Below are 24,266 nucleotides of genomic sequence, written 5' to 3'. Positions count from 1 at the left end.
AACATAATGTAAACATAGTGTATCTTTTTCAGGCAAACTGCGTATGAGGTGAATACATCAGCACCTCAATATCTAATTTTTTTCAGTTACATTCTGTATATCACTATTTTACCACGTACGGACAAAAATATAAGGTAGGTAAGCACATATGAGATTAGGGCCCGGCCGTATAGCCATTATTTATCTGGTTACCTGCAGTGTTTGGATTGCTTTGAGCGACCAGGTGCTATTTCTGTTTCAAGGCACATTGAGTCCGTCTTTGATGCATGCCATAAGTAGCAGTAAAGGGGTATTTTTTGTTATTGCAACCAGCGGCTTTTTATACCATTTGGTAAAAGTGAACAACCAGCATCTTATTAATACCGAAAACCAATACCGGTTAATGTACGAGGGCAGCCCAACGCCTAAATGGATTTATGATTTACAAACCTTAAAATTTGTTTCCGTAAATCAGGCTGCAATCGATAAGTATGGCTATACACGAGAGCAATTTTTAAGCATGTCTATTCTGGACATCCGGCCGCCTGATGACAAGCAAAAGGTGCTTGAGTCGGCAAAAAGCGTGTCAAACCATGTAAGGCAAACCGTTGGCTGGATACATCAAAAGGCCGATGGTACACCTATACATGTTAATATAATTTCACAGAAAATAAAGTTTAACAATAAACCGCACGTTATTATAACCGCTCAGGACATAACAGAGAAAGTTAATTATGAGCAGGAACTTAAGAAGCTTAATGAAGACTTAAAAGAAGAAAAAAGAAAGCTTAGCGAAACCCAGCAAGTAGCTAAAATAGGTGGATGGGAATTTTATATTTCCGAGAAACACCTGGTTTGGTCTGACGAGATGTACATCATTACGCAAGTTGAGAAAGATGCCGACCTGAATTTATTTGAGCTTTATGAACAACAGATACATCCTGATGATAGGCCGGCTATGACTGCTCAGTTAAATAAGCTGATTAAGACCGGCGAACAACTGGATGTTACGCACCGCATTACCTGGATAACCGGTGAAACCCGCTGGGTAAGGGAATTGGCCCGTTTGGAGCTTAAAGATGGCCTGCCTTATAAAGCCGTTGGATCGGCCCAGGATATTACTGAATTGAAGGAAATGGAGCTTGAGCGTAACCGTTACTTGTTCAGTTTAGAAGATACACTTGATAACATTAATGAAGGCTTTTATGCCCTGAACAAAGATTTGGTTTTTACAAAGGTAAACAAGCGCTTTCAGCTTGAAACCGGTATAAAGGCTGAGGACGTGATTGGTAAAGATATTGTAACGGCTTTTCCAGGCATCGAAAAAAGGATCACTTATCAGCAGTATCAAAAAGTACTGGCGGAGCGGATATCAGTAAAATTTGAAGCCTATTGGCGGCACTTTAAGAAATGGCATGCCGTGCAGGCGTACCCCACAGAGAATGGTATAGCAGTGTATTTCGACGATATCACTGAAAAGAAAGAGAAGGATGCCTTGTTACAGCAAGCCATTTCCCGTTATGAAGCCGTAGCCAAAGCAACCCGCGATGTGATTTACGACTATGATATTTTGCAGGATAAGCTGGTTTTTTATACCGACGTTACTAAGCTCATCAACTGTGCAGATACAGATATAGGGCAGGGTATAAAATGGTGGCGATCACTCATACATCCAGATGATTTGCATCGTGTAGTAAATACGCAGCACGAAGTGATGGCAGCACATGAAACTAACTGGCGGGGCGATTACCGTGTAAGTTGCGGAAACGGCAATTACAAACACGTGTACTCTCAAGGCTATTATCTGTATAACGAACAGCAACAACCGGTACGAGTAATTGGGGCTATAAAGGATGTTGACGAGTTAAAACGTGCTAACGAAGAGAATAAGCGCCTGGCCGAAATTATTACTAAAGTTAACAACATGATTGTGGTAATGGATACTCACCATAATATTACTTGGGTTAACAAAGCATTTGAGGATTATGTAGGTTACAAGCTGGAAGACATAAAGGGTAGATCGGTAAGTTCATTTTTGGGCGGCGAGAAAATTTCAGTTGATACCATTACAGAGATTAAGGCTCGTAAAGAGCGATTGGAAACCTTTTCAATGGACATGTTGCATTACCTGCCCAATGGCAATAAGCAGTGGGTAAACATAGAGTACACACCTTTATTTGATGAATGTGGGACAAATACAGGGTACATTGCCGTACACCAAAATATAACCGACCGCAAACAACGCGAAGAGAAGATTTATTATCAAAACAGGGCACTGCAGGAAGTTTCGTGGTTAAGCTCCCATGAAATACGCAGGCCGGTGGCTTCCATACTGGGCCTGGCTTACCTGGCTAAAGATGCGCAGAGTCGTGAGGAAGAAAAGCAGATTATTGACATGATTAACCGTTGTGCCGAGGAATTGGATGGTATAGTGCACAACATCAGCAATAAAATTAATGAGGAGCTTTTTGGGGGGTAGGTTGAACAGACCTTTTGCCAACCACACAAAATAAAGGCCCGCTATGCAATTAAGCATAGCGGGCCTTTTTATAAAAAAAACTACTAATTAAGCTTGTTTAGTAAATTGAGCGTTGATAATTAGTTTTACTTCCTCACCAACAACTATAGAGCCGGCTTCGGTGATACCTTCCCAGGTTAAGCCAAACTCTTTACGGTTAATTTTACCGGTAATTTCAAAGCCGGCTTTGGTTTGTCCGTAAAAATCAGCAGCCGAACCGCCAAACTCTACATCTAAAGTAACCGGTTTAGTCACACCTTTAATGGTTAGGTTGCCTTCCAATTTATAATCCTCGTCGCTTACTTTCTTTAAAGAAGTAGATTTGAAACTAATTTTTGGATAAGTAGCCGCATCAAAAAATTCAGCCGATTTCAAGTGCTGATCGCGTGCTTCCTGGGTAGTATCAATGCTGTCAATATCAAGCGAAAAATCAATCTCCGAATCCTGAAAATCTTCGCTCTCGGTAATAACCTCGCCCTCAAATTTACGGAACGAACCCGTTACAGTTGAAATTACCAGGTGTTTAACCTTAAATTGTACTTCTGAATGCAGTGGGTCCATAACCCATTTTGTAGTTGCCATAGCTTTATGATTGTTAAATGATTTCAGTGTAAATATAACGTATGTTTAAACATGTATTTGTTTGCACCGTTACTTAATGATACAAAGAAGCACAGATTTTTGTGTTACGCACTTGATATTTGTCAATAAATAACAATAAACTCAACAAAATAAAAAAAGGGGTTAAAAAGAAAGCCCCATCTTTTTTAGATAAGGCTTTCCTGTATATATCTTCTTTCTAGAAGATGAATGCTTATGCTAAAACTTCTTTAACTTTTTCAGCAGCCTCTTTCAGCAAAATAGCCGAGAAAACTTTTAAGCCTGAATTATCAATCAGTTCTTTAGCTTCTGCAGCATTGGTGCCTTGCAAACGAACAATGATAGGCACAGGTATGTTGCCAATTTCCTGGTAAGCATCAATCACACCTTGTGCAACACGGTCGCAACGTACAATACCACCAAAAATGTTAATCAGGATGGCTTTAACTTTAGGATCGCTCAGGATGATGTTAAAACCAGCTTTAACGGTTTGTGCATTGGCAGTACCGCCTACATCCAAAAAGTTAGCAGGCTCGCCACCGGCAATCTTAATAATATCCATAGTGGCCATCGCTAAACCGGCACCGTTAACCATACAACCTACGTTACCATCTAATTTAACATAGTTAAGGTTAGAGTGGCTTGCCTCAACCTCAGTAGGGTCTTCCTCGTTGGTATCGCGCAGGGCAGCATAATCAGCATGGCGGTATAAAGCGTTATCATCCAGGTTTACTTTAGCATCAACTGCTAAAATTTTATTGTCGGATGTTTTTAATACCGGGTTAATTTCAAATTGTGAAGAGTCGGTAGCATCATAAGCTTTGTACAAAGCGGCAATGAATTTTACCATATCTTTAAAAGCATCGCCTGATAAGCCCAGGTTAAAGGCAATTTTACGTGCCTGGAAACCTTGTAAACCTACTTTCGGGTCAATCTCTTCTTTGTGTATCAGGTGAGGAGTGCTGTGTGCTACTTCCTCAATGTCCATACCACCTTCGGTTGAGTACATGATAATGTTGCGGCCTTTAGCACGATCTAACAATACGCTCATGTAAAACTCCTTAGTTTCGCTATCACCAGGATAATATACATCTTGTGCAACAAGCACCTTGTGTACTTTTTTACCTTCCGGACCAGTTTGCGGGGTAACCAGTTGCATGCCTAAAATAGCGCCTGCTTTTTCTTTTACCTCATCCAGGTTTTTGGCCAGTTTAACACCACCGCCTTTACCGCGGCCGCCGGCATGTATCTGGGCTTTAACAACCACCCAGCTCGAGCCGAAATCTTCTTTCATTTTTTGGGCCGCCTCAACAGCTTGTTCCACAGTATCGGCTACAATGCCTTCCTGTACCCTTACGCCAAAACTTTTTAGTATGGCCTTACCCTGATATTCGTGAATATTCATGTCTTTGTGAAGAATTTGCGGTAAATCTACAATTTCAGTTGGAGTTATGAAATTAGAAAGCAGATTTTGTGCAGAAAAGGAGTAGTATGCGATAGAGCCAAGAACCAAGAAAATGTAGCCTGCCCATAATGAACAGGAAACAAGAGCCAGACCAAACAGCCAGCCTGTAATCTCAACTGATAATGAGCGGTTGTTTAGATAGTCTTATTATTGCTTTATAAGGCTTCTTCATAGCACTCATTATAGATTATCTTACTGCTGATTCTATATTCCTAACGTTCTAACACTGGCGTTCCTTTAGGCTGGGCTATCGGCTAATACGCCTCCTGACCTTAGCCAAATGGCAGATACCCGCTGCTATCCCTAACGCGGCTTGTTTGTCTAAAATTTATGATTTTATGGTTGCTCTTGCTTCTTGGCTCTTGGTTCTGATTTCCATATCTTTGTATTATGCTAAAAGCACTGGGTATCCAAAAAAACTACGGCAAGCTTCATATTCTTAAAGGGGTTAACCTTGAGGTACAGCAGGGAGAAATTGTAACCATTGTAGGCGCCTCGGGTGCAGGTAAAAGCTCTCTGCTCAATATCATAGGCACGCTGGATCAGCCCGATGCAGGTCAGCTATTTTTAGATGATTTGGAGATCAGTAAGCTTAATAACAAGCAGCTTAGTCATTTCCGCAATACTCAAATCGGTTTTATTTTTCAGTTTCACCACTTACTCGCCGAATTTAATGCACTTGAGAATGTGTGTATACCGGCATTTATTGCTGGTGTAAGCAAAGCGGAGGCGCAGAAAAGAGCGGCTTCTTTATTAGATAAGCTGGGTTTGAGCAGCCGGGTTTACCACAAACCCAACCAGCTATCAGGTGGCGAGCAGCAAAGGGTTGCCGTAGCCCGGGCGCTCATTAATAAACCGGCCATGATATTGGCCGATGAACCATCGGGCAACCTGGACTCGGCTACCGCGCGCGATTTGCACCAGTTGTTTATAGACCTGCGGAACGAGTTTAACCAAACCTTCATCATAGTGACCCACAACGAGGATCTGGCCAACCTGTCAGACCGTAAAGTGCTTATGAAAGACGGCTTAATTGTACAATAAATCATCGTGTATACTTTAATAACAGCAGCAAGTTCGGGCAAAGCCTATCAGCTTAAAAATCAATTGCAAACCAGCAACGTACTACTGGGCGATTATTTAGACCTGCCCGAGGTGATGCTCAAAGCAGGCAAAATGATAAAGTTGCCTAACCCGCAGGCCGAAACCTATCCGCATTTAATGCTCACCTTGTGTTTGGACCATCAAGTTGATACAGTATATCTGCTGCACAGGGAAGAGGCCGCGCCCCTGACCGAAGCTGAATTGCTGTTTAATGAATACGGTATAAAATTGATTGCCGCGCATGATGAAGTATAGCGATATAGACCCGCGTATTAACGCTTTTATATTTGAGCTGGATAATGTGTTATTTCCAGAAAAGGATTACCTGTACCAGGTTTACTACCTGTTTGCCGGTTACCTGGAATATACTGAATTGCTGGATGCCAATGCCTTGGTAAGCCTCATGGTACGCACCTATGAAAAGGAGGGAGCATCAGCGGTGTTCAATACCTTGCAAAGCCGCTTTAAGCTGGATGAAAAATACCGCTTTAATTTTGAGCACCTTCACAAAACTGCACAGCTGCCGCTAAAGCTGTTAATTTACCCCGAGATGCTGACCCTGCTGCAAGATATTGTAGTTGATCGCAAGCAACTGTTTATTGTAACCAATGGCAACCCGCAGCAGCAGCTCAACAAAATAAAGCATACCGACTGGCAGGGGCTTGAAAAATACCTTACCTGCTACTTTGCCAACGAGCTTACACCTAAACCGGAGCCCGATATGATACATCTATTGTTAGATAAACACCAGCTGCAACGCCGCGAAACCTTAATGATAGGTGTTGCCGAGGCTGATTTGCTGTGTGCCGAGGCTTGCGGAATTGAATTTATACAACTGTAAAGTTTATACGTGTTGCGGTTTATAATATATTGTATACTTGCACGTTATACCCAAGATTAACTTATTATAAATGAAGAAATATTTACTTCCCTTACTTTTCCTGGCCGTTGCATTCAGCTCTTGTAAAAAAGATAAGAAGGATGACGATCTGCGTGAGATAGCGTATGATTTTGCTAAAGATGTTTACTTATGGAACGATGCCTTGCCCAGTAAAGAGGCATTTAACCCAACCCGTTTTTCCGGAGGATCCGACCTGGCCAACTTGCAGGCTGAAATTGATGCGTTTTCGCAAATCAAGATCAACTCTACTACAGGAAAGCCGTATGAGTATGACAAGGATTACCCAGGTACAGCTAAGTATTCTTACATAGACAAAGGGCAGGCAGCAGCTGCTGTTGGCGGTGTAGGTGGCGATTTCGGTTTTGGGTTGTCGTTAATAAGCCAGTCTCCGGTTGATATCAGGGTGCGTTATGTGTATCCAAATTCATCAGCGGCCACACAGGGACTTGCACGGGGCTATAAAGTTACCGCTGTAAACGATGTAGTCGTTACCGCGTCGGGTATCGCCGCCATTAACCAGGCACTGGGTGCCAACTCTATAAAGCTAAGTGGTACCCGTAATGATGGAACAACATTTACAGCTACGGTTACCAGGGGGAGCTACACCGTAAATCCTGTTATTAAGGCTACTACCATAACCAGTGCAACTGGTAAAAAAGTGGGTTATTTTGCCTTTAGCCGGTTTACCGTAATAAGTAATGCCCAGGCAAAAATTGATGAAGCGTTTAGCAAGTTTGCCAGTGATAACATTGAAGAGCTGGTTGTAGATTTACGCTACAATGGTGGTGGTGCAGTTGAAACCTCGGAGTACCTGGCTAACTATATGGTGCCGGCGGCCAAAAATAACACCCTAATGTTTACCGAAACTTATAACGCCAATATGCAGGCGGGTAATCACCCGTACTTATCGAGCAAGTATGATGTAAAGGCAGGTGAATTTAAAAAGGAGAACAATTCTTACAACTTCTCTAAAAAAGGAAATCTAGAATTGAAGCGTGTTATCTTCTTGGTGACAGATAACACGGCATCGGCAAGTGAATTGCTAATTAACAACCTGAAACCTGTACTGCCCCAGGGCGTAAAGCTTGTAGGACAAACCACTTATGGCAAACCAGTAGGCTTTTTTGGGCTTGATGTGGGCGATTACGATATGTACCTGGCCGAATTTGAAAGCCGTAATGCAGAAGGCAAGGCAGATTTTTACCAGGGTATGATTCCTGGTGGTAATTTTGAAGGCGCTTTAGTAGATGACGATGTAACGCATGACTTTGGCGACCGCAATGAAACCATGTTGAAAGTAGCACTTAATTATATTGATAAGGGTAACTATACAGTTGTTGGTTTTAGAACCCAAAGCATAAACGGTGCAGATAAAGCTGCGTTAGACAGAGCAAACCAAAAGCTTGATGTTAACCCGGAATTTAAAGGCGCAATACATACGCGCAATATAAAACAGTTGAATCATTAAAATATTAATCGGCCAGTTGGCGTAAGTCAACCGGTACTACACGGGAAATTCCCTGCTCAACCATAGTCACACCGTACACAATATCGGTGCTGGCTATGGTTCTTTTATTATGTGATACAATGATGAATTGCGAGCTCGACGAAAACTTGCGGATGATGTTATTAAACTTATCAATATTGGTATCATCAAGCGGTGCATCCACCTCATCAAAAATACAAAAGGGGGCGGGTTTTAACAGGTAAAGCGAGAACAGTATGGCCGTAGCCGTCAGCGTTTTCTCACCACCTGACAGTTGGTTGATAGATAGCGGCCGCTTGCCTTTTGGCTTGGCAATAATATCAATATCCGACTCCAGCGGTCGCTCAGGATCGGTCAGTACCAGGTCGCAGGAGTCTTCCTCGTTAAACAGGGAGCGGAATACCTTTATAAAGTTTTCGCGCACCATAATGAACGCATGCATGAACTTTTCGCGCGCGGTGTCGTCAATCTCCTTAATGGTCGACATTAACGAAGCCTTGGCCTCTTCCAAATCCTTTTTTTGCGATTGGATGAACTCATAACGCTCATTCATTTCCTTAAAGGCTTCCAGTGCCATGGGGTTAATGGCGCCAAATTCGTCTAACTGTCTCTTCAGTTTTTCGGTGCGTTCGCGCAAATCTTGTTCGTTTTCTTCGGCCGGTATCTCGGTTTCGAGCAGGTCGGCAATTTCAATATTAAACTCCACCGAAAGGCGTTCTTTCAGGGCGTTCAATTCCAGTTTTAAACTATTGCGTTTTTCGCGCAGCTCGTTCTCAATTACATCGGCCTGGTCTTTTTGGCGGCGTAACTGTGTTATTTCGTTTTCTGTTTCGTTAATCTGTCCACGTGAAGTATAATATTCTTCTTCAGCAGCTTTGGTAGCCTTTTCCAGCTCCTCGCGCTGGGTGTACATGTCCAGCAATTCATCGTCCGAGAAGTCGGTGTGCTGTAAAACGTCAAGCAAGGCCACCTGTACCTTTTCCATTTCTGTGGTATTAGTCTGCAAACGAGCCTCCAAACTATCTAGCTGGCTTTCGCGGTATTCGAGGTCCTTTACCAAGCCCGATACCTTGTTTTGCTGCTGGTGAAAGCGGATATTCTCCTGATTATAGGCGTTGCTTTGTACTGTAGTGTATTCGTTCAGCTCGTTAAATGCCTGCTGTTTATCAAGCAGCAAATCGCTTTGTATCTCTTTTTGCGTTTTTAGCTCGGCTAACTGTGGTTTAAGCTTTAATTCATCGTCCTGTATGGTGCGAATTTTTTGCGCAATATCTTCTTTACGGTTGCGGCTGTTGGTTATAAAAGTTTGATACTGCTCGCGCCGGGTAGTAACCGTTACCAGTTCTGTATGCAGGCGGTTAAGTTCTTGCTGCTTTTGCTGTATCTCGGTAGCTTTGCCCGATGCTTTTAAGGCTGTCAGTTTACTTTGCAAAGTTTCCTGCTCAGCTTTGTAAGCTCCAATTTGCTGCTCGGTCTGGCGAATTTCTTTTGCCAGATTTTCCAGGTTTTTGGCCCGGCCAATACGTTTGCCCTCAAACAAGCCCACCGAACCACCCGCCATACTTAAAACCGATTTGCTGAATCGGCCGCTTTTGCCCAGCAATACAATGCCTTGTTGTACAGGCGAGGCGTTCAGGTCATTGTCGCTGGCATCATTAACCAGATAGACGTTACGCAACAGATAATTACACAGCGGACGGTAACGAGGCTCCACCTCAATTACGCTGAGGGCCGGCATCCACTCGGCATTGGCCGGCTGGGTGGAAACATCCGGTATAGCCGCATAATGGTTCAAGATAAAGAACTGCGCCCTGCCGCGCGAAGCATTGCGGAGCAGATTAATGGCTTTAATGGCATTGTCATAATCTTCTACCACAAAGTAGTTCATCAGTGGCTCCAGGTAGTTCTCAATGGCAATACGGTACTCTTCGCGGCAAAACAGGATATCACTAAAGAGGGTAATGTGCCTGGCCCAGTCGGCATGCTTTTTCAAAAAACGTATCGACTCGGGGAAACCTTCCAGGTTATCAACCATACTTTTGGTAAGGTTGTACTCGTTTTGTTTGGCATCCAGTTGACGGCTTTGCTGCGCTATTTTGTCTTTTAGCTGGTTAATGCCAGCGTCGGTTTCTTTTATTTGTTCCTGTAACTGGTTCTCAAACTCAACAGCGGCTTTATGTTCACCCTCGGCAGTTTCGGTACGGTATTCCAGTTCGGCCACCAGTTGGTTAAAGTGCGAAAGCTCCACCTCACGGCTGGCCGTATCTTCCATGTTGCGCTGGCTTTCCTGCTCCAGCGCCTGTTGCTGTATGCGTAAAATGTCCAGGTCTTTTTCGGCCTGATAAATTTGGTTTTGCAGCCGGTTGTTAATGCTGGTCAGCTCATTCAGCTCACTACGTAACGCTGTTTGTTCATCACGTAGTTCATCAACGGCCTGTTTAAGATCGGCCAATTTGCCACTTACGGTTTCCAGGTTTTCTTCTTCCTGCAGCTTTTCCTCGTTGAGGCGTTTAATGTTGTACAGTACGTGGTTCAACTGGTTACGGTCGCGTTCCAACTCTTCCTTAAGGCGTGTTTCCTTATCGCGCTGAAACTTGAGCTGCTCGTTCTTTATCTTCTTCTCGCTCTCGTAAGCCCGTATCTTGCCAATAAACTCGTTGGTGGTTTTTTGCTGTAACGACAAATTCTTTTCGCGGGTCAGGTTATCCAGCTTTTGTTGCTGCAGGGCGGCTTCCAGCGTGTCAATCTTGGTAGTAATGCCCGATCGTCCCTCGCGGTGCTTTTGCTCCTGCTCCTCAATGCGCTGTAAGGATTCGCTGAAAGACACAATACGAAACGAAGCCAGCATAATGCTGAGCGATTTGTATTGCTCCTTTAAACGATAAAACCGTTCAGTTTTCTTGGCCTGATTTTCCAGCGTTTTCAGGTTCTTTTCAATCTCGAAAAGCAAATCCCGCACACGTTCCAGATCAGCCTCGGTATCTTTTAATTTGTTGAAAGTCTGTTTTTTACGAAGCTTGTATTTAGATATACCCGAAGCCTCCTCAAACAAGTTACGGCGTGAGCCTTCCTTGTTGGTAATGATCTCGTCTATCATTTTTAACTCAATGATAGAATAGGAGTCGGAGCCAATACCTGTATCCAGAAACAGGTCGGTAATGTCTTTCAGGCGGCACTGTACATCGTTCAAACGATACTCGCTTTCGCCGGTTCGGTACAGCTTTCGCGTTAGTGTAACTTGCGAAAATTCGGTAGGCAGTACATTCTTGGTGTTGTCGAAAGTTAACGATACCTCGGCCAGGTTGGCGGGCTTGCGGCTTTTGGTACCGTTAAAGATGATGTTCTCCATCTTTTCAGACCGTAGCGCACGCGTACTCTGCTCACCCAAAACCCAGCGAATAGAATCAACCACGTTAGATTTACCGCAGCCGTTAGGGCCTACAATGGCCGTAACGCCTTCGTTAAAGTTTATCGTAATCTTATCGCCAAAGCTTTTAAAGCCTTTAACTTCTAATTTAGTTAACTGCATGTATCTGCAACCGTACCTGTCAATAGTTTAAATACCAAATTTACGAAAAAATTAGCTTTTTAGTATAGCGCTAAAGCGGCTTAAAGCAGTGCGCGGCAAACATTTAACAGTAGATACGTTTTATAATACTATTAAACATTCTGATCATGAAAATTGCAGTATTTGGCGCAAGCGGTAAGATAGGCAGCCGCATAGTTAATGAGGCTTTAAGCCGCGGGCATTACGTTACAGCGGTGGTACGCCACCCCGAAAATTACAACCCCGATAAACTGAACCTCAAGGTATCCAAAGGCGATCTCTTCGACTCGCAGGAGGTAGAAACCGGAGCATTCGATCATGATGTGGTAGTAAGCGCTTACAATAATACACATGGCGCACCGGCATCAACCATATACGAGGTCGTAGTACCGCTTTTAAACGGTGTACGGCAGGCGGGTGTTAAGCGCCTTATTATTGTAGGCGGTGCCGGTAGCCTGGAAGTCGCACCCGGTGTACAACTAGTTGACACGCCCGATTTTCCGGAAGCGTACAAGGCTGCGGCATTAGCTCACCGTGAGGCCTTAAAGCTGTACCAGCAGGAACAGGAGGTAGAATGGACCTATGTTAGCCCAGCTGCCGAGATTGCACCTGGTGAGCGTACCGGTGCCTTTAAAACAGCTACCAATCAGTTAATTGTTGACCAACAGGGCCACAGCTTCATCTCGATGGAAGATTATGCTGTTGCCATAGTTGATGAGATAGAGCAATCCAAACACATTAGGGAACGGTTTACTGTAGGGTATTAATTAAAGATTTGGTTAGGAAGGACTATGTGAAAAAGGACAAATGATTTAGTTTGTTAAAGATTTAGCGGGCTAAGTGGTTTTTGACATGCTCAGGTTATTTAAGGAGGCTGCTGTTAAGAGGATTATCATTATCGTCGAGCATTTGTACTAACAAATTACTTTTAAAGCCCGTAAGCTTACCGGTTATTTTGTAGGCTTAGGCTTGAGCAAACCGATAGCCAGCGTTGCTAACACACTAAAAAGCAGTAGTTTTTTCATTTCAATAGATAAAAACTTGGTGCTATTTCGCTGAGTCGTTCTTCACTTAGTCTTTCGTCCTAAATGTATATTTCGCCCTTTAAATAAGTAACTGCCTTTCCGCTCATTAGTACACGGTCGCCTTTGTGCTCGCACCACAGCTCGCCTTTGCGGGCCGATAGCTGGTAGGCATGCAGTTGGGTTTTGCTCAGTTTTTCGGCCCAGTAAGGTATAAGGTTGCAATGCGCCGATCCGGTAACCGGGTCTTCGGGCACACCCGCAGCAGGGGCAAAAAAGCGCGATACAAAATCAACATCCTTGCCAGGTGCGGTAATAATTACACCAATGGCATCTACTTTGGCCAGGGCAAAGTGGTTAGGCTCCATGTCGAGTATGTCCTGCTCATTCTCGTAAACCAAAAAATAATCGCGTGAGCGAAGCACCTGAACGGGCATTTTGTTATTCAATCCTTCCAGTAAACCATCAGGTATTTCGGCCGGGTAGGGTGGGCGCGATGGGAAGTCGAGCGTGTAGCGGTCGCCGTTTCGGGTTACCATGAGGGTGCCTGCTTTTTCGGTACTGAAGTGTACGGTCGCTTCGGCGTACCCCAACTCAGTATAAATAATATGTGCGGTAGCTAAGGTGGCATGGCCGCAAAGGTCAATCTCCAGCTCTGGTGTGAACCAGCGCAGGTGGAAGCCTTGGGCTGTTTTTACAAAAAATGCAGTCTCGGCCAAGTTGTTCTCAGCCGCAATCTTTTGCATTTGTGCATCGGGTAGCCACTCCGTTAAAGGGCATACAGCGGCTGGGTTACCGCCAAACAGCTGGTCGGTAAAGGCATCGGCTTGGTATATGGGGATAGTCATGGTTTAGCGGTATTACTTACCGCTAAGATAACCGTATGTAATTAACTCGTCTGCATTTTCGATTAATTTTGTGGCACCATTGGCAAGCAGTACTATCTTATCACTTACTTCCAATATATTGTAGTATTGATGATCGGTTATGATAAAGCCTTTATGAGCTTTACGTTTGCGGATAATGGCTTTGATCTCCTCGGCCTGTATGGGCGATACATGGGTAAATGGCTCATCGAGCAATATGTAATTGGCTTTGCTGTATAAGATCATCAGTGTTTCCAGCTTACGCAATTCGCCGCCCGACAGCTGGCCCGGCGTTTTATCATAAAAACGCTGGTATAGGTCGTATGCTGTAAACTCGTGCCAAGCCTCATCGTCAACCAACAAACGGGCCGATTGCTGTATGCTTAAATGACTGGGCAGGTAATTATGCTGAGGCAGGTAAGCAATATGGTTACCCACGTAGCCTTTTGCAACGGGTTTGCCGTTTATGCTGATATACTTGTACGAGGGGTTAAGTGTACCAAAAATTATCCTCAGCAAGCTCGATTTGCCACTGCCATTACGGCCCAGTAAACCGGTTACCTCGCCAGCTTTACAGTCAATATAAATATCCTGTAGTATTTTGCGGTTACTAAATTCCAGGTAAACACTATCAGCCTTAAGCATATCTGTTATGGATAAATATGCTTAAGCAGGCCAATAGTGAATACAAACAAAAATCGGGAATACATGAGTATAGATACAAGCGCCGCATAGATATGCCTGCATTGCGGTAATAAAAATACTCGCGCTGATGAAAGTAATGCTGATAGAACACGAAACCTACATAGCCCATCATTTTTAGCGGTAAAGCGAGTATAAAAGCAATAGCTCCCTGACTAAGCAGTAGATACAAACTTAGTCCGGAAAAAGATAAATGGTAATACAAAAAAGGCTTATAGAATTGGAATAGCAGCGTACGTGTTTTTTGCATAGCTGGCGCAATGATTCAGGTTAAGTTAATGAAACTGCGTTTTGCGTGGTTTATTGTAAGCAGCTGAAGGAATTTAAAACATAGACAACTGCGAATGCTCGCCTGGCCCGTTCTCTACCCGAATTTTGTTCACCAATATATGTGCCTGCCGGGTGGGTTCGGGTATACGGTAGCCCTTTAGGCAGTGTTTAATAATCTGTACGCTTTGCTCCATGCTTACACGGTGGCCTGGGGAAATGAAGATGGGATTACAGTTGCGTTTGCTGCGGATAGCCACGCCAATAACTTCCTCGCGGTCGTACATCGGGCTTTGCGCAAAAGGCTCATTGGCAGGGTCATCGTAGCGGCCAAACAAGCGGCTTTTGGCGCTGCCGATGGTGGGCGTGTCGGTTATCACACCAAAGTGCGAAGCAATGCCCATACGGCGGCGGTGTGCAATGCCTTGTCCGTCGAGCACCAACAGGTCGGGTTTGGTTTCCAGTTTGTCCCAGGCTTCCAGCAGGGCCGGCACTTCGCGAAAGGCCAGCAGGCCTGATATGTAAGGAAACGTAGTTCGGCTAATGGCTGATGAGTGCCCGATAATCTCCATCTCCGGATATTTAAGCAACACAATACCGGCATAAACTACTTCTGAATATTTGTTAAAGGAGATATCAGAACCGGCTATGATACGGATCGGTTTATCCAACGGCTCAATCCTGATCTTTTGCCTTAGCTCTTGCTGTAAGGCTATAGCCTGTTCGGGCGTTAGTTGCTCATATTGTGTTGGTAGCATGCCTATATAACAAAAAAGCCCTCCCGATGTGTCGGGAGGGCTTCATATGCAGTAGGATTAACCTAAATACGATTTTAAGATTTTGCTTCGCGATGTATGGCGCAAGCGTTGTAAAGCTTTGTCTTTAATCTGACGTACACGTTCGCGGGTCAGGTTAAATTTCTCGCCAATCTCTTCAAGAGACAGGGGATGGTTGGTGCCTAAGCCAAAGAACAATACGATGATCTCGCGCTCACGCTCTGTTAAAGTTGACAGTGAACGTTTAATCTCTTCAGACAACGATTCGTTGATGAGGATAGAGTCGGTATTAGGCTCCTGGTTTTCCAGTACGTCTAACAGCGTGTTTTCTTCACCTTGTACAAACGGCGCATCCATAGATACATGGCGGCCGGAGTTGCTCAGCGTGTCTGATATTTTATCAACCGTAGTTTCCAGGATGTCGGCTAGTTCTTCAGGAGAAGGCTCGCGCTCATACTCTTGCTCGAGTTTAGAGAACGCCTTGCTAATTTTACTTAATGAGCCTACCTGGTTTAATGGCAGACGTACAATACGTGATTGCTCAGCAATGGCCTGCAAAATGGATTGACGGATCCACCAAACGGCGTATGATATAAATTTAAAACCCTTGGTTTCGTCGAAACGTTTGGCCGCTTTAATCAAACCCAAGTTACCCTCATTAATCAAATCGCCCAGGGTAAGGCCTTGGTTCTGGTATTGCTTAGCAACCGATACCACGAAACGTAAGTTGGTTTTAGTTAAGCGTTCTAAGGCGGCCTGGTCGCCTTCGCGTATTTTTTGGGCTAATATTACTTCTTCCTCGGCAGTTATCAGGTCAACCTTACCAATTTCGTGCAGATATTTGTCAAGCGATTGTGACTCACGGTTGGTAATGGATTGGGTTATTTTGAGTTGTCTCATCTACGTTATTACCTCGATTCTTGTTTTAGAATTGAACGTGCAAAGGTATAAATTTGTTACTGAATATCCTTATTGTATTTGATAATTACAATATAATTATTTATACAAATTCACTTTCACACGCAATTGTTTGCATTTATTGCCACATCAATTGTACCAAACACTTAATTTTGAATTAAATGTCTGTCAATTTAAAAACATCTTTTGCACGTATGCCTTTTTCTGTTTGCTGCAATGTGCAGCATTCATTAAGTGCGTCATGCTCAAAAAACAGGATATAATCATTCTCCAGCGCCTGCTGTAAGTAAGTACGTTTTTCATCCATGGCTTGTAAGGGAAACGTGTCATAAGCAGCTACGTAGGCAATAGGCAAGTGGCCAACAGTGGGAAACAGATCGGCCACGTAAAGTATTTTTTTGCCCTTATACTGCAACAATGGCAGCATCATGGCCTGCGTATGGCCGGATACAAAGAATACCTGCATGTTGGCAGTAAAAGATTCGCCCTCTTGTACGTCTACAAACTTTAGCTGCCCGCTTTCCTGTAGCGGTATGATGTTTTCAGTTAAGAAGGATGCCTTCTCACGAACGTTGGGGTTAACTGTAGCCCAGTCCCAATGCTTTTGGTTACTCCAATAGGTAGCGTTTGGAAAGGCCAGAACCAGTTGCCCGCCTTCTTTTGCTACCGCACCACCCACATGATCCACATGTAAGTGCGTCAGAAATACGTCTGTAATATCAGCCGGGGTAAAGCCGTGTTGCGCTAAAGATTTTTCCAGCGTATCATCACCGTGCAGGTGGTAATAAGGCAAAACTTTTTCGCTGAGCTTATTGCCTATCCCGGTGTCAATCAAAATCAGTCGGTCGCCGTCCTGCAGCAGTAGGCAGCGCATGGCCAGGGTGCACAGGTTGTTATCATCTGCCGGGTTGGTTTTGCTCCATATAGCCTTAGGCACTACACCAAACATGGCTCCGCCATCCAATTTAAAAAGCCCTGTGTTAATGGAAAATAGTTTTGCTCCCCCGCTTCCTGAAGGGGAAGCAGAAGATTGACGATTGATGATCATATATAAGTATCAAGCCCTCCTGATACGAAGAACAGGAGGGCTTAAAATGTGTTTGGTTATTTTCGTACTCCGCCTTTTAGGCGGCTGGTGATTATAAATGGATCACTTCGCCGTACGCGTCGGCAGCAGCTTCCATTACAGCCTCGCTCATGGTAGGGTGAGGGTGCACCGATTTAATAATTTCATGACCGGTTGTTTCCAGCTTGCGGGCAGTCACAACCTCGGCAATCATTTCGGTTACGTTGTAGCCAATCATATGCGCGCCTAAGAATTCGCCGTATTTGGCATCAAATATCACTTTAACAAAACCGTCTTTTGCACCTGCTGCACTGGCCTTGCCTGATGCTGAGAATGGAAAACGACCAATTTTAACTTCGTATCCGGCTTCGCGGGCCGCTTTTTCGGTATAACCTACTGAAGCAATCTCCGGAGAGCAGTAAGTACAGCCCGGAATGTTATTGTAATTTAACGGCTCCACATGCTGACCTGCAATTTTCTCAACGCATATAATACCTTCGGCCGATGCCACGTGTGCAAGCGCCTGGCCTTTAACAATATCACCAATGGCGTAAATGCCTTCAACGTTGGTTTTGTAAAAATCATCAACCAGTACTTTGCCTTTGTCGAATTTAACGCCAGCTTCTTCAAGGCCTATACCTTCCAGGTTGGTAGCAATACCAACGGCCGAAAGTACAATCTCAGCTTCAAGCGTTTCAACACCTTTAGCGGTTTTAACGCTTACCTTGCACAAATCGCCTTTGGTATCAACCGATTCAACAGTTGAGCCGGTCATGATGTTGATACCTTGTTTTTTTAATGAACGAGCCAGTTGTTTTGAGATTTCTTCGTCTTCAACAGGTACAATGTTATCCAGGTATTCAACTACAGTTACCTTGGTACCCATAGCATTGTAGAAATAAGCAAACTCAATACCTATAGCGCCCGAACCTACAACTACTATGGATTGTGGTTTTTTAGGCAACACCATAGCCTGACGGTAACCTATAATTTTTTTACCATCCTGCGGCAGGTTAGGTAACTCGCGTGAGCGGCCGCCGGTAGCCAATATAATGTGTTTAGCTGTATGCTCGGCAACGGTACCATCGGCAGCTTTAACCTCAACGGCTCCTTTGCCTTTGAGTTTGCCGAAGCCCATAATTACATCAATCTTGTTCTTCTTCATTAAAAACTGAACACCCTTGCTCATGCCATCGGCTACGCCGCGGCTGCGTTTTACAACCGCGTCAAAATCAGGTTCGCCTTTTACGTCTACTTTAATACCGTAATCGGCCGCATGGTTTATGTATTCAAACACCTGGGCGCTCTTTAATAAAGCTTTGGTTGGTATACAGCCCCAGTTAAGGCATATACCACCTAATGATTCTTTTTCAACGATGGCTGTTTTTAAACCCAGCTGTGAAGCGCGTATAGCTGCTACATATCCACCAGGACCAGATCCGACAACAATTAAATCGTAGTTCATTATGTTTTACTTTTTCAGTTCGGCACCAAAGCTAAATAAAAAGGCTGATACAATAAAGAGCACTGGGTACCTTAACGAGGGTATAAACAGTAATATGATTTGGCTGTGATTTAGGTGGTAACACACTGTTAACACACCTTGGGTAAATTATAGGGCATTATGTGACTAATTTTGCACAATGTTTAATGAAATGCAATTTTATACGATATTATGTTGAATATATCAACAATATTTTTACGAAATGTGAAAAATTTCTAATATTTATTAACATTAACTTAACACTGAAACTGAAGCCTTTGTATATCTTTGCATTGAATTTAAAACTATTTAAACGTTCATTAAACAAAAACAAAAAGCATGAGAAAAAATTTACTTCTCGCACTTCTATTCTTGTTTACTACCGCTATTGCCTTTGCGCAGGTAACAACCGGTACCATAACAGGAACAGTAAAAGACTCTAAGGGGCAGCCGCTGCCGGGTACAACTGTTGTTGCTACCCACGTACCAACCGGTACTAACTACAGCACGGTAACCCGAGGTAACGGCCAGTACACTATTCCCAACGTACGTGCCGGTGGTCCTTACACCATTAAAATTACCTTTGTTGGCTTTACTACAGTTACTTACAACGATTTAGCTGCCAGCTTAGGTCAGCCGTTAAAGGTTGACGCCGTATTGTTGGAAGAAGGCCGTCAGTTAAGCGCCGTAACGGTAAACGCTGCACGTCGTGGTAGCGTAATCAGCCCGCAAAGAACAGGTACTGCAACTAACGTATCATCAGCGCAATTACAAAGCTTGCCTACTGTTAACCGTAACATTCAGGATTTTGCCCGTTTAACGCCACAAGGTGTTTCACGTAACGGTAACAGCGATGGTTCGGCATTTGGTATGGAGTTCGCCGGTCAAAGCAACAAGTACAACCAGTTTACAATTGACGGTGCTTTGTCTAATGACGCGTTTGGTTTAGCAAGCTCTGGTACTAACGGTGGCCAGGCAAGCACTAACCCTATCTCTATCGAAGCTATCCAGGAGTTGCAAATCCTGCTTTCTCCGTATGATGTTACCCAAGGTGGTTTTACCGGTGGTGGTATTAACGCAGTAACTAAAAGCGGTACAAACACTTTCCATGGTTCGGTTTACGGTTTGATGCAAAACGAAGACCTGCTGGGTAAAAGCGTTTTAAACGACACTAAATACCAGCAATTTAAAAATCAAACAGCCGGTATCAGCTTAGGAGGTCCTATCATTAAAAACAAATTGTTTTTCTTTGGTAACTACGAGCGTATCCGTAACTCAACGCCTTTGCAAAATGACCCAACCATTGCTGGTTCGGGCTCGCAATTTAACCCTACTGTATTGGAGGATTTACGCAATTATGTGTTAAACACTTATAAATATGATATAGGCGGTTACGGCGAAATATTGAAAAGACAAGAATCTGACTATGTATTTGGTCGTTTAGACTGGAACATTAACGATAAAAACCGTTTAACTGTTCGTCATAACTACACCAAAGGTTTTAGTGATAACCTAAGCCGTAACGCAACCACCATGACGTTTGCTAACAGTGGTTACACTTTTAATTCTAAAAACAACTCTTCGGTTGTAGAATTAAACAGTACTTTATCAAACAATGCTTCAAACGTATTGCGTTTTACTTATACATCAACCCGCGACTTTAGAACAACCGGTGCATTCCCATCTGTATATATACAGCAAAGCGGGTTAAACTACAACTTAGGTTCTGAAGCTTCATCTGCTCGTAACAGGTTAAGTCAGGATAATTTTACCATTACTGATAACTTCACACTTTATAAAAACAAGCACACGATTACCTTTGGTACCGATAACTTCTTTTATAAATCGAACAACATTTTTGTTCAGAACTATTATGGTTATTATAACCGTTATACCACTATACAAGCATTTAAGGATAACACCACAGCACCAACTGGTTACCAAGCTTACTATTCTGTTGATCCAAGCAGCCCTGATGCTCCGTCAATCGTTAAATCGGCTCAGTTAAGCGTTTACGGTCAGGACGTATGGTCAATCAGCGATAAGTTCCGTTTAACTTACGGCTTACGTGTTGATGCACCTATCTTCTTTAACGATCCGGCCGAAAACCCTACTTTCAACAACTCTAACATTGCACAGCAATACGACCTGAAAACCAACAGGCCGCCAAGCACTTCATTACTGTTTGCACCACGTGCAGGCTTTAACTGGGATATCCATGGTGATGCATCTACTCAATTACGTGGTGGTGCAGGTTTGTTTACAGGCCGAGTACCTTACGTTTGGATTTCAAATCAGTATGGTAAAACCGGTGCTACCATTGTTAGCTACAGCGCAACTGGTACTGCTTTAGCGCCAATTCGTTTCAACTATAATCCGAACGATTTACACCTGGGCGCTACTACCGGTGGTAGCAATGCTCCTAATGAGATCAACGTTACCGACAAAGACTTTAAATTTACTCAAACTTTACGCGCTAACTTAGCCGTAGACCAAAAATTAGGTTTCTGGGGTTTAATTGGTACGTTTGAAGCGTTGTATACCAAAAAGATCAACGATATCCTTTATCAAAACTTAAACGTTGGCCCACAAGTAGGTACAGTTAAAACAGGTAATATTAACCGTCCGTTTTATAACGGTGTGAGAGCTAATACCGGCTTTACTGATATTATTTACTTAACCAATACCAACAAAGGTTCTGCTTACAACTTAACCTGGCAGGTGCAAAAACCAATGAGCAATGGGTGGGTAGGTAGCTTAGCTTACACCTTCGGTCACTCTACATCATTGAACGATGGTACCAGCTCAACTGCTTATTCTAACTGGCGTTTTGCTTACTCAGTTAACGGTCAAAACAACCTAGATTTGGCTACTTCTAACTACGATCCGGGATCACGTTTTGTAGGTTATATATCTAAAACTTTCCGTTATCTGCACGATCGTATGGCTACTACCTTTGGTTTAGTGTATACAGGTCAATCAGGTCAGGTATTTAGCTGGTTATACAACGGCGACATCCACGGTGATGATGCAACCAACAGAGGAACTGGTGCTGCGGATTTAGCTTATGTTCCGGCTACTTTAGCTGAAGCACAATTTGGTACTACTTCAACTTTCATTGTTCCAGCTGCACAGCAATGGGCCGATTTCCAAGCGTTTATTGCTGGTAACGAGTACCTAAGCAAGCACCAAGGCCGTGTGGTTGAGCGTAACGGTGACCGTTTACCATGGGAAAATCACTTCGACTTAAAAGTTAGCCAGGATTTTTACGTGTACAAACAACATAAACTTTCAATCACTGCCGACGTATTAAACGTAGGTAACCTGTTGAAAAAATCATGGGGCCGTTCATACTTCTTAAGTAACTTAAGTGCACCATTATTCTACAATGCAACTACTACTGCAAACCCTCAGTTTTACTTTGACAAATCAAGGCTTAACTCAATTGATGGCAAATTGCAACCGTACCAAATCAGCGACTTCAACTCACGTTGGAGAGCACAGTTAAGCGTACGTTACTCTTTCTAAGCTATTATCATTGCAATAGTTAAAAGGCCGGTTCAGTATTTGAACCGGCCTTTTTTTGTTTAAATATCTCATCCTGAAATAAGTGAGCCTCGTTGTTAACCTATTTATGAAGGTTCAAAATATTAGCAGGTAGCCAATTAACCGGATGTTTTTAATGTTTATACGTATTAAATAACCTGTCCCAAATGGAGGTATAAAAGCCAAAGTTGTAGCCTTCATCGCGGTGATGGTTATGATGAAATGAAGATGTGCCCAATAATTTTAAGGGCATTTTGTTTTGAACACGTTTTGGCAGGGGTTCGATACCTAAATGGCCAATAATGCCAAATAGCACGTTGAGCGTAAGGTATATGGCTACAGCATAAAAATTAAACGCATACGCGCAAAGTACCATAAGCCAGAGTGCACCAAAGCCAACTGTTTCTAAAGGATGAAGAACATATAGATCAACTGGCGTTGGATCCTGATAGGTATGATGAAGGCGGTGTACCCATTTGTATGCAAATGAGTGGTGAATGGCATAATGGAAAAGATACATAGCCAAATCCATAGCCAGAAACAAAAGCAGGCTATCTGCCATCATCCACCAGTTAAACGAAAAGCTTAAGGCTATGTAATGATATACCCAAAGCTTAAAACCTGCATAGGTAACGGCTGTGTTTATTAAGTTAGTACCTATTCAAATAACATATTCGCGTGGAGTTGCCTTGCCTTGTTTTACTTTGCAAAGCCTAAGTATCAGGGCGCCAAATAAAAGCGAACTAACGGTAACTGCTAAATTTTCAAGTAAAAAAACGAGCCAAAGCATTTCATCCGTTTGGCAGCTTAAATACTTTAACAGTTCCACTTAATTATATACAAACTCGCCAAACTCCGATTTAACGGTCACTTGCTTTTTGCCACCTTCAACACGGCCAATAATTTGGGCGTCGATGCCAAAGTTTTGTGATATTTTGATCAAGTCGGCAGCAATCGATTCGGGTACATAAAGCTCCATACGGTGGCCCATGTTAAATACCTTGTACATTTCCTGCCAGCTGGTGCCCGATTGTTCCTGGATTAGCTTAAACAGCGGTGGAATAGGAAACAGGTTATCTTTAATCACATGCACATCATCCACAAAATGCAGCACCTTGGTTTGCGCGCCACCGCTGCAATGCACCATACCATGTATCTGGCTGCGGTAACTGTCTAAAATAGTTTTAATAACCGGTGCATAGGTACGGGTAGGAGATAACACCAGTTTACCGGCTGTGATGGTTCGTCCGTTGCCAATGTCAATTAAATCCGTAAGATTTTTACCGCCCGAAAATACCAGGCTCTCAGGCACGGCAGGATCAAAGCTTTCGGGATATTGTTGTGCTACGGTTTTATTAAACACATCATGGCGCGCAGATGTAAGTCCGTTGGAGCCCATGCCGCCGTTGTATTCTTTTTCGTAAGTGGCCTGCCCGTATGAGGCTAAGCCAACAATTACATTACCCGCCTGTATGCGGTGATTGGAAATTACATCTTCGCGCTTTAAACGACAGGTTACAGTAGAGTCTACAATAATGGTACGTACCAGATCGCCTACATCGGCGGTTTCGCCACCGGTAGAGTAAATGCCGATGCCGTGGCTGCGTAAATCTTCTAAAATTTCTTCGGTGCCGTTAATAATGGCGGCAATAACTTCGCCGGGTATCAGGTTCTTGTTACGGCCAATGGTTGATGAGAGCAGGATATTGTCAGTAGCGCCAACGCATAGCAGATCGTCCAGATTCATGATAATGGCATCCTGAGCAATGCCACGCCAAACTGAAACGTCGCCGGTTTGTTTCCAGTACACGTAAGCCAGTGATGACTTGGTACCCGCGCCATCCGCGTGCATAATATTGCAGTATGCAGGGTCGTTGGTTAATATGTCGGGGATAATTTTGCAGAATGCTTTGGGGTATAAGCCTTTATCAATATTCTTGATGGCCTGGTGCACATCATCTTTAGAGGCCGAAACCCCACGCTGATCATATCGTTGGTCAGAAATCATGGTCAAATATAC

19 protein-coding genes are annotated in these 24,266 nt (G+C 43.6%); 7 read left to right on the top strand and 12 right to left on the bottom strand.

All coding sequences use genetic code 11. The features are described 5' to 3' along the window. Window positions 1-148 precede the first annotated feature (148 nt). Complete coding sequence (locus tag ABDD95_RS14765; RefSeq protein WP_345948108.1) at window positions 149-2,458, top strand: PAS domain S-box protein; 2,310 nt, start codon at window positions 149-151, stop codon at window positions 2,456-2,458. An 87-nt stretch (window positions 2,459-2,545) separates the two neighbouring features. On the opposite strand, the gene ABDD95_RS14760 is transcribed toward ABDD95_RS14765, so the two are convergent. Together ABDD95_RS14760 and sucC are read right to left on the bottom strand one after the other, a co-directional pair. Further along, complete coding sequence (locus tag ABDD95_RS14760; protein WP_345948107.1) at window positions 2,546-3,079, bottom strand: YceI family protein; 534 nt, start codon at window positions 3,077-3,079, stop codon at window positions 2,546-2,548. A gap of 232 nt (window positions 3,080-3,311) precedes the next feature. Then, window positions 3,312-4,502 (bottom strand): ADP-forming succinate--CoA ligase subunit beta, encoded by a 1,191-nt coding sequence (gene sucC, locus ABDD95_RS14755; RefSeq protein WP_345948106.1) that lies wholly within the window; start codon window positions 4,500-4,502, stop codon window positions 3,312-3,314. A 450-nt stretch (window positions 4,503-4,952) separates the two neighbouring features. On the opposite strand from sucC, the gene ABDD95_RS14750 reads away from it, so the two are divergent. The 4 genes from ABDD95_RS14750 (at window position 4,953) to ABDD95_RS14735 (ending at window position 8,035) form a co-directional block, all read left to right on the top strand. After that, complete coding sequence (locus tag ABDD95_RS14750) at window positions 4,953-5,606, top strand: ABC transporter ATP-binding protein (protein ID WP_345948105.1); 654 nt, start codon at window positions 4,953-4,955, stop codon at window positions 5,604-5,606. 6 nt (window positions 5,607-5,612) lie between these two features. Further along, window positions 5,613-5,921, top strand: coding sequence for a hypothetical protein (locus tag ABDD95_RS14745; RefSeq protein ID WP_345948104.1), 309 nt, complete (start codon window positions 5,613-5,615; stop codon window positions 5,919-5,921). Continuing rightward, the gene (locus ABDD95_RS14740; RefSeq protein WP_345948103.1) at window positions 5,908-6,507 is read left to right on the top strand and encodes an HAD hydrolase-like protein; all 600 of its coding nucleotides are present in this window, start codon (window positions 5,908-5,910) and stop codon (window positions 6,505-6,507) included. The genes ABDD95_RS14745 and ABDD95_RS14740 overlap by 14 nt, the downstream gene beginning before the upstream one ends. A gap of 70 nt (window positions 6,508-6,577) precedes the next feature. Then, window positions 6,578-8,035, top strand: coding sequence for a S41 family peptidase (locus tag ABDD95_RS14735; RefSeq protein WP_345948102.1), 1,458 nt, complete (start codon window positions 6,578-6,580; stop codon window positions 8,033-8,035). A 4-nt stretch (window positions 8,036-8,039) separates the two neighbouring features. Here ABDD95_RS14735 and smc read toward each other — a convergent pair whose 3' ends face one another. Then, the gene (gene smc / locus ABDD95_RS14730; RefSeq protein WP_345948101.1) at window positions 8,040-11,582 is read right to left on the bottom strand and encodes a chromosome segregation protein SMC; all 3,543 of its coding nucleotides are present in this window, start codon (window positions 11,580-11,582) and stop codon (window positions 8,040-8,042) included. 146 nt (window positions 11,583-11,728) lie between these two features. Here smc and ABDD95_RS14725 point away from each other — a divergent pair, with 146 nt between their 5' ends. Further along, window positions 11,729-12,367, top strand: a complete 639-nt coding sequence (locus ABDD95_RS14725) for an NAD(P)-dependent oxidoreductase (RefSeq protein ID WP_345948100.1) — start codon at window positions 11,729-11,731, stop codon at window positions 12,365-12,367. A gap of 317 nt (window positions 12,368-12,684) precedes the next feature. Here ABDD95_RS14725 and ABDD95_RS14720 read toward each other — a convergent pair whose 3' ends face one another. From ABDD95_RS14720 to lpdA, 7 genes are all read right to left on the bottom strand, one after another. Continuing rightward, window positions 12,685-13,470: a PhzF family phenazine biosynthesis protein gene (locus tag ABDD95_RS14720; RefSeq protein ID WP_345948099.1), complete on the bottom strand. Its 786-nt coding sequence runs from the start codon at window positions 13,468-13,470 to the stop codon at window positions 12,685-12,687. Window positions 13,471-13,482: 12 nt separating this feature from the next. Next, the gene (locus ABDD95_RS14715) at window positions 13,483-14,133 is read right to left on the bottom strand and encodes an ATP-binding cassette domain-containing protein (protein ID WP_345948098.1); all 651 of its coding nucleotides are present in this window, start codon (window positions 14,131-14,133) and stop codon (window positions 13,483-13,485) included. Next, complete coding sequence (locus ABDD95_RS14710) at window positions 14,126-14,440, bottom strand: hypothetical protein (RefSeq protein WP_345948097.1); 315 nt, start codon at window positions 14,438-14,440, stop codon at window positions 14,126-14,128. The genes ABDD95_RS14715 and ABDD95_RS14710 overlap by 8 nt, the downstream gene beginning before the upstream one ends. Window positions 14,441-14,513: 73 nt before the next feature. Then, on the bottom strand, window positions 14,514-15,215 hold the full coding sequence (gene nfi / locus ABDD95_RS14705; RefSeq protein WP_345948096.1) for a deoxyribonuclease V: 702 nt from the start codon (window positions 15,213-15,215) through the stop codon (window positions 14,514-14,516). Between the two features lie 57 nt (window positions 15,216-15,272). Beyond that, complete coding sequence (locus ABDD95_RS14700) at window positions 15,273-16,133, bottom strand: RNA polymerase sigma factor RpoD/SigA (protein ID WP_090466905.1); 861 nt, start codon at window positions 16,131-16,133, stop codon at window positions 15,273-15,275. 175 nt (window positions 16,134-16,308) lie between these two features. Next, window positions 16,309-17,199: an MBL fold metallo-hydrolase gene (locus tag ABDD95_RS14695; RefSeq protein ID WP_345948095.1), complete on the bottom strand. Its 891-nt coding sequence runs from the start codon at window positions 17,197-17,199 to the stop codon at window positions 16,309-16,311. Window positions 17,200-17,290: 91 nt separating this feature from the next. Continuing rightward, window positions 17,291-18,682, bottom strand: a complete 1,392-nt coding sequence (lpdA, locus tag ABDD95_RS14690; protein WP_345948094.1) for a dihydrolipoyl dehydrogenase — start codon at window positions 18,680-18,682, stop codon at window positions 17,291-17,293. Between the two features lie 357 nt (window positions 18,683-19,039). On the opposite strand from lpdA, the gene ABDD95_RS14685 reads away from it, so the two are divergent. Next, on the top strand, window positions 19,040-22,228 hold the full coding sequence (locus ABDD95_RS14685) for a carboxypeptidase regulatory-like domain-containing protein (protein WP_345948093.1): 3,189 nt from the start codon (window positions 19,040-19,042) through the stop codon (window positions 22,226-22,228). A 151-nt stretch (window positions 22,229-22,379) separates the two neighbouring features. On the opposite strand, the gene ABDD95_RS14680 is transcribed toward ABDD95_RS14685, so the two are convergent. Further along, the gene (locus ABDD95_RS14680; protein WP_345948092.1) at window positions 22,380-22,811 is read right to left on the bottom strand and encodes a sterol desaturase family protein; all 432 of its coding nucleotides are present in this window, start codon (window positions 22,809-22,811) and stop codon (window positions 22,380-22,382) included. A 264-nt stretch (window positions 22,812-23,075) separates the two neighbouring features. Then, window positions 23,076-24,254 (bottom strand): AIR synthase related protein, encoded by a 1,179-nt coding sequence (locus tag ABDD95_RS14675; protein WP_345948091.1) that lies wholly within the window; start codon window positions 24,252-24,254, stop codon window positions 23,076-23,078. Window positions 24,255-24,266 lie beyond the last annotated feature (12 nt).

Origin of the sequence: Mucilaginibacter sp. PAMB04274, from assembly GCF_039634385.2 — a bacterium.
Classification (GTDB): Bacteria; Bacteroidota; Bacteroidia; order Sphingobacteriales; family Sphingobacteriaceae; genus Mucilaginibacter.
This window is presented reverse-complemented; position numbering and strand designations above follow the sequence as displayed.